The sequence below is a fragment of the Metabacillus sp. FJAT-52054 genome (assembly GCF_037201815.1).
Lineage (GTDB): Bacteria > Bacillota > Bacilli > Bacillales > Bacillaceae > Metabacillus_B > Metabacillus_B sediminis.
In genome coordinates this window covers 3,908,648-3,926,317 of sequence record NZ_CP147407.1, presented here as the reverse complement: position 1 = coordinate 3,926,317, position 17,670 = coordinate 3,908,648, and the positions used below count along the sequence as shown (strand labels likewise).

The 17,670-nt window shown below is 45.5% G+C and carries 18 protein-coding genes, 1 other RNA gene and 1 pseudogene; 15 read left to right on the top strand and 5 right to left on the bottom strand.

Annotation, left to right across the window (positions count from 1 at the left end):
- Window positions 1-61 precede the first annotated feature (61 nt).
- From WCV65_RS20235 to WCV65_RS20225, 3 genes are all read left to right on the top strand, one after another.
- Entirely contained in the window at window positions 62-997 is a 936-nt protein-coding gene (locus tag WCV65_RS20235; protein ID WP_338778952.1) for an NAD(P)H-binding protein, read from the top strand.
- Window positions 998-1,298: 301 nt separating this feature from the next.
- The gene (locus WCV65_RS20230; protein ID WP_338778950.1) at window positions 1,299-2,891 is read left to right on the top strand and encodes a solute:sodium symporter family transporter; all 1,593 of its coding nucleotides are present in this window, start codon (window positions 1,299-1,301) and stop codon (window positions 2,889-2,891) included.
- Window positions 2,892-2,986: 95 nt separating this feature from the next.
- Window positions 2,987-3,220: a hypothetical protein gene (locus WCV65_RS20225; RefSeq protein WP_035407915.1), complete on the top strand. Its 234-nt coding sequence runs from the start codon at window positions 2,987-2,989 to the stop codon at window positions 3,218-3,220.
- 2 nt (window positions 3,221-3,222) lie between these two features.
- On the opposite strand, the gene WCV65_RS20220 is transcribed toward WCV65_RS20225, so the two are convergent.
- Window positions 3,223-4,104, bottom strand: coding sequence for an AraC family transcriptional regulator (locus tag WCV65_RS20220; protein ID WP_338778947.1), 882 nt, complete (start codon window positions 4,102-4,104; stop codon window positions 3,223-3,225).
- 234 nt (window positions 4,105-4,338) lie between these two features.
- Between WCV65_RS20220 and WCV65_RS20215 the strand changes: the two genes are divergently transcribed.
- The 6 genes from WCV65_RS20215 (at window position 4,339) to WCV65_RS20190 (ending at window position 11,119) form a co-directional block, all read left to right on the top strand.
- Window positions 4,339-5,511, top strand: coding sequence for a galactokinase (locus WCV65_RS20215; RefSeq protein ID WP_338778945.1), 1,173 nt, complete (start codon window positions 4,339-4,341; stop codon window positions 5,509-5,511).
- 12 nt (window positions 5,512-5,523) lie between these two features.
- Window positions 5,524-6,507 (top strand): UDP-glucose 4-epimerase GalE, encoded by a 984-nt coding sequence (gene galE / locus WCV65_RS20210; protein WP_035407921.1) that lies wholly within the window; start codon window positions 5,524-5,526, stop codon window positions 6,505-6,507.
- Between the two features lie 33 nt (window positions 6,508-6,540).
- On the top strand, window positions 6,541-8,076 hold the full coding sequence (galT, locus tag WCV65_RS20205; RefSeq protein WP_338778941.1) for a UDP-glucose--hexose-1-phosphate uridylyltransferase: 1,536 nt from the start codon (window positions 6,541-6,543) through the stop codon (window positions 8,074-8,076).
- A 20-nt stretch (window positions 8,077-8,096) separates the two neighbouring features.
- Complete coding sequence (locus WCV65_RS20200) at window positions 8,097-10,091, top strand: beta-galactosidase (protein WP_338778939.1); 1,995 nt, start codon at window positions 8,097-8,099, stop codon at window positions 10,089-10,091.
- Window positions 10,092-10,227: 136 nt separating this feature from the next.
- On the top strand, window positions 10,228-10,485 hold the full coding sequence (locus WCV65_RS20195; RefSeq protein WP_035407927.1) for a GlsB/YeaQ/YmgE family stress response membrane protein: 258 nt from the start codon (window positions 10,228-10,230) through the stop codon (window positions 10,483-10,485).
- A gap of 364 nt (window positions 10,486-10,849) precedes the next feature.
- Window positions 10,850-11,119 (top strand): GlsB/YeaQ/YmgE family stress response membrane protein, encoded by a 270-nt coding sequence (locus WCV65_RS20190; protein ID WP_035407930.1) that lies wholly within the window; start codon window positions 10,850-10,852, stop codon window positions 11,117-11,119.
- A gap of 81 nt (window positions 11,120-11,200) precedes the next feature.
- Here the strand turns inward: WCV65_RS20190 and WCV65_RS20185 are convergent, their stop codons facing one another.
- Entirely contained in the window at window positions 11,201-11,524 is a 324-nt protein-coding gene (locus tag WCV65_RS20185; RefSeq protein ID WP_338778936.1) for a general stress protein, read from the bottom strand.
- Between the two features lie 139 nt (window positions 11,525-11,663).
- Between WCV65_RS20185 and WCV65_RS20180 the strand changes: the two genes are divergently transcribed.
- Window positions 11,664-12,485, top strand: coding sequence for a glycosyltransferase family 2 protein (locus tag WCV65_RS20180; RefSeq protein ID WP_035407934.1), 822 nt, complete (start codon window positions 11,664-11,666; stop codon window positions 12,483-12,485).
- Window positions 12,486-12,502: 17 nt separating this feature from the next.
- Complete coding sequence (locus tag WCV65_RS20175) at window positions 12,503-13,171, top strand: uracil-DNA glycosylase (protein WP_338778933.1); 669 nt, start codon at window positions 12,503-12,505, stop codon at window positions 13,169-13,171.
- Window positions 13,172-13,225: 54 nt separating this feature from the next.
- Here WCV65_RS20175 and WCV65_RS20170 read toward each other — a convergent pair whose 3' ends face one another.
- Window positions 13,226-13,573: a general stress protein gene (locus WCV65_RS20170; protein WP_035407938.1), complete on the bottom strand. Its 348-nt coding sequence runs from the start codon at window positions 13,571-13,573 to the stop codon at window positions 13,226-13,228.
- Between the two features lie 165 nt (window positions 13,574-13,738).
- On the opposite strand from WCV65_RS20170, the gene ssrS reads away from it, so the two are divergent.
- The 4 genes from ssrS to WCV65_RS20150 all read left to right on the top strand — a co-directional run bounded on the left by ssrS (window position 13,739) and on the right by WCV65_RS20150 (window position 16,152).
- Window positions 13,739-13,935: non-coding RNA, 6S RNA (ssrS, locus tag WCV65_RS20165), on the top strand.
- 120 nt (window positions 13,936-14,055) lie between these two features.
- Window positions 14,056-14,355 carry a YwdI family protein gene (locus WCV65_RS20160; protein WP_035407940.1) on the top strand — a complete coding sequence of 100 codons (300 nt, stop codon included), beginning with the start codon at window positions 14,056-14,058 and terminating at the stop codon, window positions 14,353-14,355.
- 42 nt (window positions 14,356-14,397) lie between these two features.
- Window positions 14,398-15,687 (top strand): purine/pyrimidine permease, encoded by a 1,290-nt coding sequence (locus tag WCV65_RS20155; RefSeq protein WP_338778929.1) that lies wholly within the window; start codon window positions 14,398-14,400, stop codon window positions 15,685-15,687.
- Between the two features lie 93 nt (window positions 15,688-15,780).
- Window positions 15,781-16,152: a DUF423 domain-containing protein gene (locus WCV65_RS20150; protein ID WP_035407945.1), complete on the top strand. Its 372-nt coding sequence runs from the start codon at window positions 15,781-15,783 to the stop codon at window positions 16,150-16,152.
- A gap of 351 nt (window positions 16,153-16,503) precedes the next feature.
- On the opposite strand, the gene gerQ is transcribed toward WCV65_RS20150, so the two are convergent.
- Both gerQ and WCV65_RS20140 read right to left on the bottom strand, forming a co-directional pair.
- Complete coding sequence (gene gerQ / locus WCV65_RS20145) at window positions 16,504-16,980, bottom strand: spore coat protein GerQ (RefSeq protein WP_338782381.1); 477 nt, start codon at window positions 16,978-16,980, stop codon at window positions 16,504-16,506.
- Between the two features lie 161 nt (window positions 16,981-17,141).
- A pseudogene (locus tag WCV65_RS20140) lies at window positions 17,142-17,551 on the bottom strand (cell wall hydrolase).
- Window positions 17,552-17,670: the final 119 nt, after the last annotated feature.

Sequence of the window (17,670 nt, the reverse complement as noted above, 5' to 3'; positions counted from 1 at the left end):
GCGGCCTGCTTTTTACTCATTATTGACCACTGGTTAAATAAAAACAAAAGGATGATATTTTATGAAACATGCAGCCATTTTAGGAGCATCAGGAGGAATGGGATACGCCCTTGTTAACGAACTGATTGAGAATGGCTTCAAGGTCACAGCCTTTGCCAGGAATAAAGCCAAATTGGAGCGGCATTTTGGGGGAAAAGATGGAGTGGCGATTGAAACCGGTGATGCATATGCAGAAGGGGATATCCTTAAAGCCTGCAAAGGAGCAGATCTGATTTTTCATACAGTAAGTGTACCTTATCCAGATTGGACAGACGGACACCCAGCTATTATGAAGAATGCAATCAATGCGGCTAAAGCTGAAAACGCTAAACTCATTATTATTGATAATATTTACGCCTATGGAATGCAGAATGGCAAAAAAGTAGAAGAAACAGCGCAAAAAAGTCCTCATACTAAAAAAGGGCAGATTCGCCTTTCGCTTGAAAAAATGGTAAAGGAATCAGGAGTCAGCTATATGATCCTTCATTTTCCGGATTACTATGGACCAAATGCTGAAAATACACTCCTTCATCAAACACTCAAACCGATTTCTTTAAATAAAAGAACCATTTTTATTGGGGAACTCAATAGGAAGAGAGAATACATTTACACGCCGGACGGTGCAAAGGCAGCCGTTGCATTGGCAATGAAGGAGGAAGCCTTCGGTCAGAACTGGAACATTCCGGGTGCAGGTGTGATTAGCGGGAAGGAATGGATGCAGCTATTCCAAAGGGAAGGCGGCTATACAAAATCAGTGATGAAGGTAGGAAAAAGGACCATTTGGCTGATGGGGCTGTTTGATCGGAATATGAAGGAAATGAGAGAAATGATGTATTTATATGAAAACCCAGTCATCCTCTCAGGAGAAAAATATCAAAACTTTATCGGCCCCATTCCAGCTACATCATACGAAGCCGGAATCAGGAGGACACTCGCCTACATGAAACATAATAAATAAGCAGTATACCCGCTATCCAGAGTTGGATGGCTTTTTTTAGCAGAGCTTTGTCTGACAAGTTCGTCAGACAAAGCGGCCTTCCCGCAGCAGCGTCAAACCCAGTATCCTCCGCTCAATAACTCCATGCAGCTTTTCCCCTCAAGCAAAAATGTCCTCTAAACGAGCAATTTTAGCCCGGTTGACGGAATGTGAAAGCGTTTATAAAATGGGAAGCACTGAAGATTATTCATAGTTTATTAATTTAATAAAGTGCGCACAAGTTATTTTGAAAGCGTTAACTACACATCTGGGAGCTGGTTGCATGAATGTATTGACGATATTTTCATTTATCTTTTTTACGGGTTTAGTGGCTGTCATTTCTTATTTCCTTACAAGAAATGAAAAACTGGATACCCAAGATGGGTATTTCCTTGGCGGCCGGAGCCTTGGGGCCTGGGTAATAGCCGGTTCTTTATTGCTGACAAATCTATCAACTGAGCAGCTAGTCGGGCTGAATGCAGACGGTTATAAGTTTAATATGTCAGTAATGGGCTGGGAGGTTGGATCCTCAATCGCGCTTGTTTTAGTAGCCTTTTTCTTGCTCCCGCGCTATTTAAAGGGAGGAATTACGACCATCCCGGATTTTCTTGAAAAACGGTTCGACAGCGGAACAAAGCAGATTGTTACGCTCCTTTTCTTGTTTGGATATGTCCTTAATCTTCTTCCGCCCATCTTGTATTCAGGAGCGACAGCATTAAGCTCGATTTTTAATGTGCAGGAAGTGTTTGGTGTAAGCTATGAAACCTCAATCTGGATAATGGTTTGGGCGATTGGAATTATTGGATCGATTTATGCGATATTCGGCGGTTTGAAAGCGGTCGCAGTGTCCGATACGATAAATGGAATAGGCCTGCTCATTGGAGGACTTCTAATTCCGTTCCTTGGATTGACAATGCTTGGAGATGGTTCACCGATTGCGGGCTTCCAGTCTATTGCTGAAAATACACCGGAAAAATTGAATTCAATCGGATCCAATACGGATCCTGTTCCTTTCAGTACGATGTTTACGGGAATGCTGCTTGTTAACCTTTTTTATTGGGGAACAGCACAGCATATTATTCAAAGGGCGCTTGCCGCCAAAAATCTGAAAGAGGGGCAAAAAGGGCTTGTCATTACAGCATTTCTGAAACTTTTGGGACCTGTCTTTCTAATCCTGCCGGGAATCATCGCTTATAATATTTTTGGTCCTGGACTGGAACCGATGGAGGCTTATCCGAAGCTTGTAAACCATGTACTTCCTACTCCTCTTGTCGGGTTCTTTGCAGCCGTATTGTTTGGAGCGATATTATCCTCCTTTAATTCTGCATTAAACTCATCGGTTACACTTTTTGCGTTAAACATTTACAAGCCTTTTGTTCGTCCGAATGCAACGGATGCACAGGTTGTGAAAAACGGGAAAATTGTCGGTACGTTTCTTGCTATATTTGCCATGTGCGTGGCACCGCTGATCATGTTTGTTCCACAAGGGTTTTTCCAGTATCTCCAGATTGTAAACGGATTCTATAATGTGCCGATTCTGACCATTATCATTGTTGGATATGCAACGAAACGGGTGCCGGCCATTGCTGCGAAAATTTCGCTGGCGCTGTTCATTTCGGTTTATGCAATCACCCAGCTTGTTTGGGATACGGGAATTCATTTCCTTCACATTCTTGCTGTATTGTTTGTTCTGTGTGTCGGACTGATGCTCCTGATCGGAAAGATCTGGCCTAAGGACACGGTCTATGAGCTTGAAGATGAGAAGGTCGTGGATATGACGCCTTGGAAGCTCCTGTATCCAATGGGCTTTGCGGCGGTTGTTGCCATGATTACCGTCTATGTACTCTTCTCATCAGCCGGATTTGCAAATGGATAACGAGGAGTGCCGCCGGACATGGGTCCGGCGGTTTTTTTTCGTCCTCTAAATCATGATATAATAGGCCACAAATGGATGAGAAGCAGGTGAGCGCGATGAAAATTCAAGCCTTATACGATGAAATTTATGAGCGTTTGGAGAAAGACCACGAGCAAGTGCTTTCCGCCCTTCGTCAAAGTGAATTGAACGAAGAAGAAGCGGAGAAAGCGGAACGGATGGAGCTTGCTCTTCAAACGGCCAAGGATATTTTTGAAAATATTATGACGCCTGGGACCAGCATGAAAATTGTCCACTCAAAGGGTTCGCTGACGATTGAAATTGATGCGTAAGTCTATTCCTGAATGAATTTATCCTGCTGCCACCCGGCTTTTTCTTTTCTGAGCTGTCCTGGGGATTTACCTGTAACTTTCCGGCACACCTTATTTAAATAATTTGCGTTCGTATAGCCTACTAGTACAGCAATTTCCTCAATTGTATATTTGGTGTGGGAAAGAAGCTCAAGCGCCTTTGCAATGCGGATATTCGTTAAATACTGAATCGGTGTGAGACCTGTATTTTTCTTAAAGATTCTTGTGAAATGGTAACGGGAGAGCCCGGATGCATCCGCCATTTCATCAGGACCGATGGGATTGTGGTACGAATGTCTGGCAAACAGGACAGCACTGACTATGCTTTCAGGCCAGTCTTCCATTTCCCTGTCCATCGCAGATACATATTCGTAAAGCTCCATTATGAATTGATAAGCAAGACTTGAGCCTTTATAAGCGGACGTTATATTTTTGCTGTTGGCTTCATCATAGATCTGTTTAACAAGCTTGACTGGAACAGATTCAGGATGAAACCGGATGACCTGGTTCGTTTTTTCCTTAATGTGTTCGAAGCAGCGATCCGCTTCCTTGCCAAAAAGCGTTACATACATAAACTCCCACTTTTCGCTTGTTTCAGGCAAATAATAACGGTAATCACTCGGGCTTTTTACAATAAAAGCCTGACCGGGCTGAACACGATGCGTCCTGCCATCTATTTGAATTTCCCCATAGCCGGATAAGGTGACCTGAAAAATGACCTTGCCAAGATCCTTGCGCTCTGTACCGCTCCAGGAATAAATCGGAGATGACTGCAAGTCCCACCCGACTGACCAGAGCTGAGCAAGATGATTGATTGACTCCTCTTTAAAGCGGAAGGCGACCGCTCCGTACTGTGAATCTGACATAATAGATCCCCCTCCAAGCAAAAAAAGATTGTTTTATGGATTGAATGATTATGACGCAAAAGTCAAATATGCGTTGAAGCCATACGAAGCAACAGGATTCCCCGCAAGCAAAAAAATACCTTAAGTTCTTAACTATTTTACCATTGTCATCCCCTGTTCACACCTCTACAATGAAAGTAGATATTGAATACGTTTTCAATGAATAACTTTTATAGAATGTCAGGTGGGTGACGTATGCATACACAGTTAATTAATCAATTTAATGAAGTATTCGGCAAAGGTACAGAACCAAGAATTTTCTTTGCTCCAGGAAGAGTGAATTTAATAGGTGAACATACGGATTATAATGGCGGTCATGTTTTTCCCTGTGCGCTTAATGTAGGGACGTATTGCTTGGTTAGAGAGAGAAGTGATCAGATGATGCGTCTCTATTCCATGAACTTTGAAGATAAAGGCATGATTGAATTTCAGGCGGATGACCTCCTATATAAGGAAGAGCATGATTGGGCGAACTATCCGAAAGGAGTCCTGAAGGAGTTCAGCCTGAAGGGAATCCGGCTGATTCATGGACTGGATGTTCTGTTTTTCGGCAACATCCCGAATGGTGCAGGCCTTTCCTCCTCTGCTTCCATCGAACTTGCTTCTGCTGTCATGATAAACGAGCTGACAAGATCATCGATTGATCGATTAGAGCTTGTCAAAATGAGTCAGCATGCAGAAAATGAATTTATCGGAGTCAGCTGCGGCATTATGGACCAGTTCGCGATCGGCATGGGCAGAAAGGACTCGGCGGTTCTGCTAAACTGCCAGACTCTTGAATATCAGTACAGCCCGCTTGAGCTGAAGGATTCTGTTCTCGTGATTTCCAATACAGGGAAACGAAGAACACTGGCAGATTCTAAATACAATGAGCGCCGGTCAGAGTGCGAGCGTGCACTGAAAAATCTGCAAACTAAGCTTGATATCCATTCACTTGGAGACTTAACAGCAGAAGAATTTGAAGAAAATCAGCATCTCATTGAAAACGAAACAGACCGCAAAAGAGCAAAACATGCGGTGCTTGAAAACATTCGTACATTACAGGCAGTTAAGAAGCTCCATGCTGGCGATGAAGAGGGATTCGGACAATTAATGAATGATTCCCATCTGTCTTTAAGGGATGACTACGAAGTAACCGGGAAAGAACTCGATGCCATGGTCGAAATCGCATGGAAACTGCCGGGTGTAATCGGCTCCAGAATGACCGGAGCAGGATTCGGCGGCTGCACCGTCAGCATTGTTCAGAAATCAGCTGTCCAGACGTTTATCTCAGAGGCAGGCGCTGTCTATAAAAAAGAAACGGGGCTTACCCCAGAGTTCTATGTAGTTGAAGTTGGAGATGGAGCAAGAGAAATTATTCATATTTAAGGAGGAAGAGACATGTCGATTTTAGTTTGCGGCGGAGCGGGTTACATTGGAAGCCATGCAGTGTCAGAGCTGCTGGATCGCGGGGAAAAGGTGATCGTGGCAGACAGTCTGCAAAAAGGGCACATTGAAGCGGTTTTAGACGGTGCGAAGCTTTATACAGGCGATTTGAGAGATGAAGCGTTTTTAAGAAATCTTTTTGAAGAGAATGAAATTGAGGCAGTTATGCACTTTGCAGCGGACTCTTTAGTTGGAGAAAGCGTTGAGGACCCTTTGAAATATTACGATAACAATGTGTATGGAGCTTTGTCCCTTTTAAAGGTTATGAAGGAATTTGGCGTGAAAAAGATTGTTTTCTCTTCTACAGCAGCAGCTTACGGAGAGGCGAAAAATATTCCGATACAGGAAACCGAGCCGACGGAACCGACGAATCCGTATGGAGAAACGAAGCTTGCGATTGAAAAAATGCTGAAGTGGTCCGAGCAGGCTTACGGATTAAATTACATGGTTCTTCGCTACTTTAATGTTGCGGGTGCCCATATGGATGGAAAGCTTGGCGAAGACCATCAGCCGGAAACGCACCTCATTCCGATTATTCTTCAAGTAGCGCTTGGGCAGCGCGAGAAAATCATGATTTTCGGAGATGACTATGCTACACCGGACGGTACATGCATTAGAGACTACATTCATGTGACCGATCTTGCTGACGCTCATTTGCTCGCCCTTGATTCTTTAAGAAAACAGCCTGTGAGCGGTACGTATAATCTCGGAAATGGGAATGGTTTTTCCGTGAAGGAAGTCATCGATGTGGCTCGCGTGGTAACAGGCCATCCGATACCGGCAGAGGTTGCTCCAAGACGGGCAGGAGATCCAGCAAGACTTGTGGCGTCCTCTGAAAAAGCGATTCAGGAGCTTGGCTGGAAGCCGAAATATGCAGATCTGCACACCATCATTGAGAGTGCATGGAACTGGTTTTTAAAGAATCCAAAAGGCTACTAAAAATCTTCAGCTATTCAATAGGGAGGGAATGTCATGCCAAATCCAATTTATGCTCATCTGGAGGAACTGCTTCAATACGGAATCGAGAAAAAGCTCGTTTCAAAATGGGATGTGGATCTCGTCAGAAATAAGCTTTTCGAAGCACTTGATTTGAACGGAGAAAAAACAGCGGCTTACTTTGGTGAGGTTCCGGAAACCCCTGTGCCCATCCTGCAGAAAATCCTTGACTGGGCAGCAGAAAACGGAAGGCTTGAAGCAGACTCTGTCACCTATAGGGATTTGCTTGATACGAAGCTGATGGGCTGCCTGACTCCTTCCCAGTCTGAAGTAATCCGCAGATTCCGGGAAACGGCTGCCCGCGAAGGAATCGAAGCAGCTACAGATGCGTATTACCAGTTTTCACAGGATCTCCATTACATTCGTACAGACCGGATTGCGAAAAATCAGCATTGGTACTCGGACACTCCGTACGGGAAAATGGAAATCACCATTAATCTATCAAAGCCTGAAAAAGATCCAAAAGCGATTGCGGCCGCTAAAAATCTGGCGGTCAGCAGCTATCCTGAATGCTTGCTCTGCAAAGAAAATACCGGGTATGCGGGTAGACTGAATCATCCCGCCAGACAAAATCACCGGATTATTCCTGTGGCGCTCAATCGCGAGGAATGGTATTTGCAGTATTCTCCTTACGTTTACTATAACGAGCATTGCATTGTGCTAGCGGGAGAGCACAAACCAATGCGCATTTCGAAAGAAACCTTTGTAAGGCTCCTGGATTTCACGGATGAATACCCTCATTATTTCCTAGGCTCAAACGCAGATCTTCCGATAGTCGGCGGATCGATCTTGAGTCATGACCATTTTCAGGGAGGCCGTCACGACTTTCCGATGGCGAAAGCGGAAGTGGAAAAGATGTTTACATTCTCAAGTTATCCAGGAATAAAAGCGGGAATCGTCAAATGGCCGATGTCTGTACTGAGGCTGCAGGGGACGGATAAAGAGGAGCTTGTCCGGGCTGCGGAATATTTGCTCAACGAGTGGAAGGGCTATTCCGATCCGGATGCTGACGTCATTGCTGCAACGGGGGATGACCCGCATAATACGATTACACCGATCGCACGGCGAAGGGGAGGACTGTTTGAGCTTGATCTTGTCCTCCGCAACAACCGGACGAGTGACGAGCATCCAATGGGAATCTTCCACCCGCATCAGGAGGTTCATCATATTAAGAAAGAAAACATCGGACTGATTGAGGTGATGGGGCTGGCTGTTCTGCCGGGCAGGCTGACGGAGGAAATGCAGAAGCTGGCTGAGCTGCTGCCATCTGAACTCGCAGCAGAGCAAATCGCTCAGCATCCGGAACTCAACCAGCACCTTGAATGGGCTCTGGAAATAAAGGAGCGCTGCAGCGTGACAAGCGATAACAGCTATGCGGTTCTGCAGGAGGAATTAGGCAGAGTTTTCGCTGTCATCCTCGAGCACGCGGGTGTTTTCAAGCGGAATGAAAAAGGAATGGCTGCATTCACAGCCTTTATTGAAAAAGCGGGGGGAGTTCCCGTCCTACTATAAGCAGACTGGAGTGTTGGAGCATGTATATCGGAGTGGATTACTACCCTGAGCAGTGGCCAGAATCAAGATGGCCTGAGGATGTTACGCTCATGAAGGAGCTTGGCGTCAACGTCGTAAGAATCGCGGAATTTGGCTGGCAGCTGATGGAGCCTGAGGAAGGACGCTATGATTTTTCCCTTTATGACCGTGCAATAAAGCTGCTGACTGAAAATGGAATTAAAGTGGTCCTCGGTACACCGACTGCGACACCGCCGGCATGGCTCATTCAAAAGCACCCCGAAATTTTGCCGACAGATGAGAACGGGGTTCAGATTTCCTTTGGTGCAAGAAGACATTACACGGTGAACAGCCGGATTTTCCATGAATACACAAAGAAGATTGTTACCGAGATGGCAATGCACTACGGGCAGCATCCGGACATCATCGGGTGGCAGACTGACAACGAATACGGACATGAAAAATCGGACCGCAGCTATGGAGAGGAAGACCGTCAATCCTTCCAGGCGTGGCTTGAGAAAAAATACGGAACGCTGGATCAGCTGAACGAAAACTGGGGCACTGTTTTCTGGAGTCAAACATACACAGACTGGTCTCAAATTCCGGTTCCGCGCAAGGTTCTCCAGGAACATAACCCAAGCCTCCTGCTGGATTTTGACCGCTTTTGCGCTGATGCATACACGAGCTACAACAAGCTTCAAACAGATTGTTTACGAGAAAATATCCGTGACGATCAGTTTTTAACCCATAACTTCGTGTATACGGATCAAGCGATTAATCAATGGGATATGGCTGAGGATTTAGATTATGTTTCGTACGACAACTACCCTGTTTGGGGCGGACTCGCAGAACCGGTGTCTCCCTCAGCCATTGCCCATCAGCACGATCTGTGCCGGGGAACGAAAAACGGGAAAGGCTACTGGGTAATGGAAGAGCTGTCCGGTGCACAGGGCTGGAGTAAAATCGGCTACCTACCGAGACCTGGCCATATTAAGCTATGGACCTACCAGGCAATCTCAAGAGGAGCAGAAGCGATTGTTTATTTCAGGTGGCGCGCAGCCCATTTTGGAACAGAGGAATTTTGCCACGGAATTCTCGATCATGATGGCATTCCTAAACGAAAATACAACGAAGTAAAGGAAGTCATTGACTCGCTGAAGGAACACGGCGACGACTGGATCGCTTCAAAATATGAAGCGCAGGCAGCGGTTTACTATGATACAGAAAATGCCTGGGCGTGGAACATTCAGCCGCAAAGCAGCGCGTTCTCCCACCGGCAGGAGCTGCTGAGGCATTATACGCCTGCACACAAGCTCAACGTAGCGACCGATGCGGTAAACAGCCGCAGCAGTCTTGAAGGATACAAGGTTGTATTTGTCCCAATCTATTTCCTTGAGAATCCGATTTTCACTGAAAAACTGAAGCGCTATGCAGAAAACGGAGGAACCGTCGTATTCAGCTACCGTTCAGGTGTAAAAAAACCGAACAATTTCGTTACAGGCCAAACCCTGCCTGGAGAGCTGACGGAAATGACCGGGATTACGATTAACGAATATGAATCCCTGCAAACAGGCCAGCAAAATAAGGTGAATGGGGTAAAAGGAAGTCTTAGCGGATTAGAGTCCGCTGCGACGGTATGGTGTGACCTGATTGATCCGGTGACAGCAGAAGTGCTGGCTGAATATGATGATTGCTTCTATAAAGGTACAGCTGCTGTGACGAAAAACAAGTACGGAAAAGGAACGGTTTATTATATCGGTACCGCCCTTGAAGAAACCATGCTGACAGCCCTTTACAAAGAAATTTTCCAAGAGGCTGGAGCAGAAATAATCGAAACGCAAAATGGAGTGGAAGTGGTTCGCCGCGAAAAATTCCTGAGTGCCATGAACCACTCCGTTGATCGTCCGGCGGAAATCGCCCTTCCTGAAGGAAATTATATCGATTGTGCAACGAATCAAAAAATAAAAGGCGCGTTAAAATTGGCACCGCTTGCGTCTATATTGCTAAAAAAAGAATAAAAAAAGAGCCGCTTCTGCTGCAGGAGCGGCTCTTTTTTATATGGGCAGTATAGCCTGTTTATTATATAAACCGAATGAACAAGGATTATACGGAGTAAGAATAAAGAGTAAGAGAATCTGGAGGTGTGAACAAATTATGAACCTCATCGTTTCTATATTAGTGGCATTAGTGATTGGCTGGATTGGTGACTTGCTTGTTAAAAACACCATGCCCGGCGGCATCATCGGTTCCATCATCGCCGGCTTTGCTGGCGCATGGCTCGGCAGTGCTCTGCTGGGGAGGTGGGGCCCGGAAATTGCAGGGTTTTACATTATTCCGGCAATCATTGGAGCAGCGATTGTTGTATTCCTGACTGGTTTAATCATTAGAGCAACCAGAAGAGGACCATTGTAAACGAGCTGAATATGCAAGCTGATAGACTAATCCGTCAGAGGGTTGGTCTTTTTTTATGAATTTAATGATGGAGCGTTTCTAAAAAGGAAGTGAATTTAGTGAGTCGTAGACCCCCAGTTACATCATCCTTTTCTATAAACTCTTCCCCGGTATGAAAAAAAGCGGACTTCGCAATTGTTCTTCTTATTAATAGCTTGATTATTCAAGTCCTTTTTTTTGAATCTTTCAAACTACGGAAAGGTAATATAAGGAATATGGATGAGGTATTTAGAACCATTTATGCGAAATTCAAGGTTTAATAGGTTTTAAAGTAGTATTTATGAGGAATCTATAGAGTAATAAAACCTAAAGGAGTGTCAATCTTATGAACTTTATCGTATCAATCATTGTAGCATTAGTAATCGGGTGGATCGGAGACCTTCTAGTGAAAGGCTCTATGCCTGGAGGAATTATCGGTTCAATTATCGCTGGTTTTGCAGGCGCTTGGTTAGGTCACGGTCTATTTGGAACATGGGGTCCTGATATTGCAGGATTTGCAATCATTCCTGCCATTATTGGTGCAGCCATCGTTGTATTCATCGTACAGCTCGTTATGAGAAAGATGGGCGGTTCAAGAAGAGCTCACAATCATTAATAGAAGGATTTTGCATAGCAGGAATTCTAATTGGAAGACTAACCCGGTAAAGGGTTAGTCTTCTTTTGTATGCAAAATAAATTAGTCCTTTTCCTTCGCAAGGATCACAATTCGTCCGTTTGCAAGCTCTTCCTCAAATTTTATAGCTTCATTTTGGCTCACTCCGAGAGCAGCCATTTTAGAGGTCAATTCCTCTGTTCTTGATCGGAATGCATTCGCCATTGTATTGAATAAGCCCTTATCGAGTGTATTCATTTTGCTCGTATTTGTGTTTTCTGTCAGGTGCTTTGACCGATCTTCATCCTGAGCGAATAAAAAAATGGAATTTTTGCTGATGCCTTGTTCTTCCAGGTTCTTCACTTTCTCAATGGCCTGAACACCGTTTTCCACAACAAATAATTTCATGCTTATTTCCTCCCCAAGACTTTGTAATATCAACCTTTACCCGATTAAGCAGCTGCAAAAACTAACCGGCTGAAAGGTGATATCAAGCGCAATATATGATTTAATAAAAACATAAGAATCGTAAGTGAGGGATCGCTAAATGAAAATTTCTGTCGTTGTGACCACCTATAACCGTTTATGGGCGCTTGCCGAGTTAATGGAATGCCTATTGCGGCAGACTCTGAAGCCGCACGAAATTATTATTGTGAACGATGCAGGTGAACGAGTGGACAGGCTGAAGGAAATGTATCCTGAACTTCCCATTCATATTCAGCATCTGACGGAAAATGGAGGACATGTTACAGCGAGAAATCTGGGCGTGAGGCAGGCGACAGGAGACGCCATTATGCTGTGCGACGATGATGATTTGCTGATGCCTTCCCATCTGGAGAGAATGTCGCGCTCGCTGGATAAGGCCGACCTTGTGTATTCGGACGCCGAAATCGTCCGCTTTAAATGGCAGCGGTTTATCCGATTCCCTCAGGAGAGGAGACTGTTCGCCTATCAGTATGATCCGCAGAATATGAAGAGGTTCTCCACTTACGTACCGTCCGGAAGTCTGTATAAAAGAAAGCTTCATGAGGAAGTGGGCTACTTTGATTTGGATGTCCATAACTATTGGGATTGGGATTTCATTCTCAGAGTCATGAAGAAACATGTTGTAAAACGGGTTCCTGTTGCCGGAGTCATTTATTCCTTTGATGGCGAGGGAGATAATCAATCGGCCCAGCTGGACTCGGTAAGAGAAGGATTTTTAAATATCTTTGCAGACAAGCACAATCTGGGAGAACTCGAGGTTAAGAACTTTTCCACTCTTCTTGAAGAACCGGAAATTAAAAGTCTTGAATCCTCGAGCGAGATTATTTGGGATGGTATGCCGATCGTCTCCAGGCTCGCCCAGGAGAATTCATTAGCCAAATAGCAAGTCGGGGTGATTACATGAAGCAGCTCATAGAGAATGACTGGTGGAATGAATTAGAAGATGAATTTTCAGCAGAATACTATCTTTCACTTAGGGAAAAGCTCAAGCAGGAGTATGAAAATGGAACGGTTTATCCGGATCCATATGAGCTTTTTAACGCCCTTCATTTAACGCCTTTCAGCCGTGTAAGGGCCGTCATCCTTGGCCAGGATCCGTATCACGGACCGGGACAGGCGCATGGATTAAGCTTTTCGGTAAAGGAAGGTGTCCGAAAACCGCCCTCTCTGAAAAATATTTATAAAGAATTGGCGGAAGATCTTGGCTGTCCCGAACCTGCTCACGGATCCCTCATCAAATGGGCCGAAGAAGGCGTTCTTTTGTTAAATACGGTATTATCAGTTCGAAAAGGGGAAGCGAACTCCCATAAAGGTCTCGGATGGGAGCGGTTTACGGATGAAGTTATCCGGAGTTTAAACAATAAAGAAGAGCCTGTCGTTTTTATCCTTTGGGGAAAACATGCGCAGGCGAAAAAAGAACTTATTGATCTTACGAAGCATACGGTCATTGAATCTCCGCATCCGAGCCCATTTTCAGCAAACCGAGGGTTCTTCGGCAGCAGGCCATTTTCAAGAACCAATGCATGTTTAAGGGAAAAAGGGTTGAGGGAAATTGACTGGTGTATATGAAAAAGAGGAAGACATAAAAAAAGGCTGGCATCGCGCCAGCCTTTTCTGCATCATTTATACCAGTGATTTTGCACGCTCATGATCGGTTACAATCAGAAGGATTTTCCCTTGATCTAATTTTTCTTCATAAGCCTCAGCCTCTGCTTCAGAAAAGCCTACTTCTTGGAGTTTAGCGCGAAGCTCATCGCCTTTTTTGCTGAACATGTTGCCTACTGCGGTGCCAAGACCCATTTCTGAAATTCCGATTGTGTTGGCATCAGCATTGCCTGCTACACGGTTTGTACGCTCATCATCATGAGAAAGTACGTATAAATCTTTCGGATTTACACCTTGTGCTTTTAATTCCAAAACATCATTTTTCAATGTTTCATCATTTGTATATTCTCTAACTACTGGTTTCATTTCTTGTCGCCTCCTGGTTTTGTTGTCCACTATTCATTTAGCACGAATGAGGACAATTAAAACCTCTGAATACTCTTTTGGTGCTTTTGGACTATTTGTTTTGATGATGGTTGGCCGATGGATCAAACCGCTTGTGTTAATGAAAAGAATGATGTACTATATGGTAACTAGCTGCATTGTTCGTAATGATAATAAAGTTTTAACCTTTAAGCTGTAATAGGGAGTTTTACATTGAAGCGAAAATGGCAAGCCTTCGTCTATATGACAGGGAGGACGTCATTTAGCGTTTCTGCGAACACCCACTTGGAGAAGTGGTGGTTTAAAACTTTCTTATAATGAGTTACGGCAAAAGCGGCTACTTCATTTAATTTCTAAACCAGCTTTCTAACGGAGGCTGGTTTTCCTTTTGTTTCCTCTCACCTGCATCCGTACCCCATCCGTGGTAAAATAAAGGAATGTACTTCAAGAGAAGGAGGGTCGATATGGACATTTCGATACACCAGCTGCTGAATAAAATGGAAGCCGAGCTTCGGGAAGCAAGAATATCCGGTTCGGATCAAGCCATCCGCGAAAAGCTTCTCGTGATTAAAAGCCTTTGCGATGTTGTACTGGATCAAGAACCGGTGCGCTATCCTGAAAAGCCTAAGTCAGAGAGCGGAATCAGCGAGTATGAACTTCAGAAAATGATGGGAATTTCCAAGCCTGCCTCTCAGAAGTCCCTTGGAACCGGTGAACGTTTCAAAGATGAAGGAGCCAATGGCTCATCGCTGTTTGATTTTTAATAAGCCGTTTTTTCGGCTTTTTTTAATGGAGGATTCCAAGATATGAAATTGCTATTATCAGCCCTTCAATGGGTGTTCTTTATTATTGCTTCAACAATCGTCGTTCCGATTGCAATCGGACAGCTGTATCAGCTCGATGGCAGCCAGACGGCTATTCTCATTCAAAGCACCTTATTTGTTCTTGGTCTTGCCGGTTTAATGCAGGTTCTTTTTGGACATAAACTGCCGATAAATGAAGGGCCGGCTGGGCTGTGGTGGGGAGTTTATTCCATCTACGCCGGACTGAGCAGCACACTGTTTGCAAGCTACATAGATACGCTTCAGAACCTCCAGGGCGCCCTGCTGATGAGCGGCGGCTTCTTCCTGCTGTTTGCCATTTTCGGACTGATTGATAAATTGGCCAAGCTCTTTACACCGCTTGTTACAGGGACATATCTTCTTCTCCTTGTTTTCCAGCTGAGCGGATCCATTGTAAAAGGAATCATGGGAGTAGGCTACAGAGGGTCAAAGGTGGATCCGGCTGTATTCACAGCCGCAGCGGCAATCCTGCTTTTTACCTTTTTCCTAAGCCGGATGAAGCGGCAATTTTTCAAGCAATATTCCATCCTGATCGGCCTGCTCGCTGGATGGGGAGTTTTTGCTTTGCTCGGCTTAGCCAAGCCGGTTAAAGGGACCACGGATTGGTTCTCCCTGCCCGTCCTGTTTCCATTCGGTGCCCCGGTTTTCAATGCAGGCATGATTGTCACCGCCTTTTTTATCACCCTGCTGCTCATCGCTAATATGCTCGCAAGCATTAAAGTGGCCGAGCAGGCAGTAAAAGCATTAAACAAGGATGAAAAGGATGAGCATGGACGCGGAAGAAGAGCAGGTATTTTTGCCGGAATCAGCCACGGAATCAGCGGTCTTACGGGAGCCGTCGGGCCTGTCCCGATCTCCGGAGCCGCTGGATTCATCACGACTACAGGAAATGGCGCACGGCTTCCTTTTATCATAGCCAACCTGCTTGTCATCGCTCTGAGCATGATTCCACTCGTATTAAACTTGTTTGCTGCCCTTCCTGCACCTGTGGGGTTTGCCGTACAGTTTGTCGTTTTCTCCGGGATGATTGGAATGGCGCTGAGACAGCTGAATGAAACAGCGGATAAAGACCGAATGCTCTATACAATAGGGATAGCTTTGCTGACAGGAACCGGAGCGATGTATGTTCCTCCTGCCGCATTTGAAGGCTTCCCTCCTGTATTAATTTCCATCTTCAACAATGGCTTGATTTTAGGAACCATCATTGCCATTATCGTCGATCAGCTCACAATGAGGTTCGGCAAGAAGGCGTAACCGTCACAAAACGTTCAACAGAGCGGCAGTTGGAAAGTTTTCACCCGTGGGGTAAGATGAAAAGAGACGATTTCATAACAGGAGCTGGTGGAAATGAAGCTGTTTATTATCCTTGCAGCAATTAACGCCTTTTTAGCTGTAGCATTAGGTGCTTTTGGAGCACACGGATTGGAAGGGAAAATCCCTGAAAAATACATCGCCATCTGGGAAAAAGCGGTCACATATCAAATGTTCCATGCAGGCGGCCTGTTCGTTGCTGCGTTTCTCGCAGATAAAATCTCTCAGGCTGGACTGGTCACGTGGGCTGGCTGGCTCATGTTCGCAGGGATCATCCTTTTTTCAGGAAGCCTTTACGTACTCGCTGTCACCCAAATCAGCGTACTTGGCGCGATCACACCGCTTGGGGGACTATGCTTCCTTGCCTCTTGGGTCTTGATTGTCGTTGCTGCATTTAAATTTATGTGAACAGGGAAAGGGCGGTGCATTTGGCACCGCCCTTTTTGTGTGGTTTGGAAATTGTATTTTGTGTGAACGGCGAGTGCACTGACCCCCGCTCAGGTAAAGGACTAAAGCTCCGTCCCCATTCTGTTTAGGCCTTACTCTCCCAAAGGTTTGTCAGGAGCTGTCTTTGGCCCCTTCTGCGGTGAAGCGCTGAGGGTCAGTGCAGTGCACTGACCCCCGCTCAGATAAAGGACTAAAGCTCCGTCCCCGTCCTGTTTCCGCCTTACTCTCTCAAAGGGTCTTGAGGAGGTGCCTTTGCCCCCATTTGCGGTGAAGCAGTGAGGGTCAGTGCAACTGCACCCAGTCAACTTTACATCATCGCGGCGAAGAAGCTGACATTCCAAATGGATATTCATAATTAATCTCTTCGTCAAATGTAATGTAATCAAGGTAGACCATCAGAAGCAGGAACCGTCTGCCGGTTTGCGGATCACTCAAAATAATATGATCGCGGCCTGCGGCTTCAATGGTTCCCTTGAATATCATGGCGTTCCATTCTTTGTTGTTTTCAAACGTCATATAAACAGTGGCTGTCTTTCCGCGGTTCAGCCGCAGGATGTTTTCGATATAGGATTCTTCAAGCGGAAGCATCCCCGGTATGCTTTGCGAGGGGGAGGACTGGGATTGCATAGGCGGAACCTGAAGGCCCTGCTGCCCCTGCATGCCTCCCATACCTCCCATACCTCCCATACCGCCTTGCCCCTGCTGCTGCCCTTGCTGTCCTTGCATACCGCCCATTCCCGGCTGACCCTGTCCTTGCTGCATTTGTCCCTGCCCCTGCTGCCCCTGCATCGCATACGGCTGATAGGCACGGTAATCATAGGAACCATCATATCCGGCCTCATAGCCGTATCCGTATGCGGGATATGGGTAGGGCTCTTGCTGCTGTCCACTATTCCCTTGCTTTTTATTGAATAACATTTAAATCCCCCTTTTCAATCATTCTCATCATCTTAGCGCGTCGAATAAACGGAGGCACAGGCTTCCTGGCTGGGTGTGTAAAAGCAATGTGATTTGCAGCGCCCGGAGTTCGCCTGATTGTACCAGGTGCCAGGGCAGTTACCGCCTGGCCTGAAAAACCAGAGGGAATATTCCCCTGGACGGTAACGGCTGGGCAATGACCTTTTTGGCAAGATCGATTTCACTGGAACGTGCTCTTTGATAAAAGTAGCCTTTCTGAGTTGCTTCAAACCCGCCTGGCCGCTGAAAAATCATTCTTTCAATGGATGAAATTTTTAAAAATCCAGACAATCGGCCCTGACCCGGTTTACCCCCGCATTTCCGGCCAGAAGCATTCCTGTCGGGCCGTCTCCTTGACCTTCCGCCCATTCAGTTCTTTGTCGTTGTAAGGAACAACAGCCATGCCTTCACCCCTAAAAAGAGATTGAAAAAAGACTGAACGCTATTCTCATAGTATGAGAAAAGAAGGGGATTATTCTTTTTTAAAAAGGCAAAAATCGATAAATGCCTCATAGGCTAGGA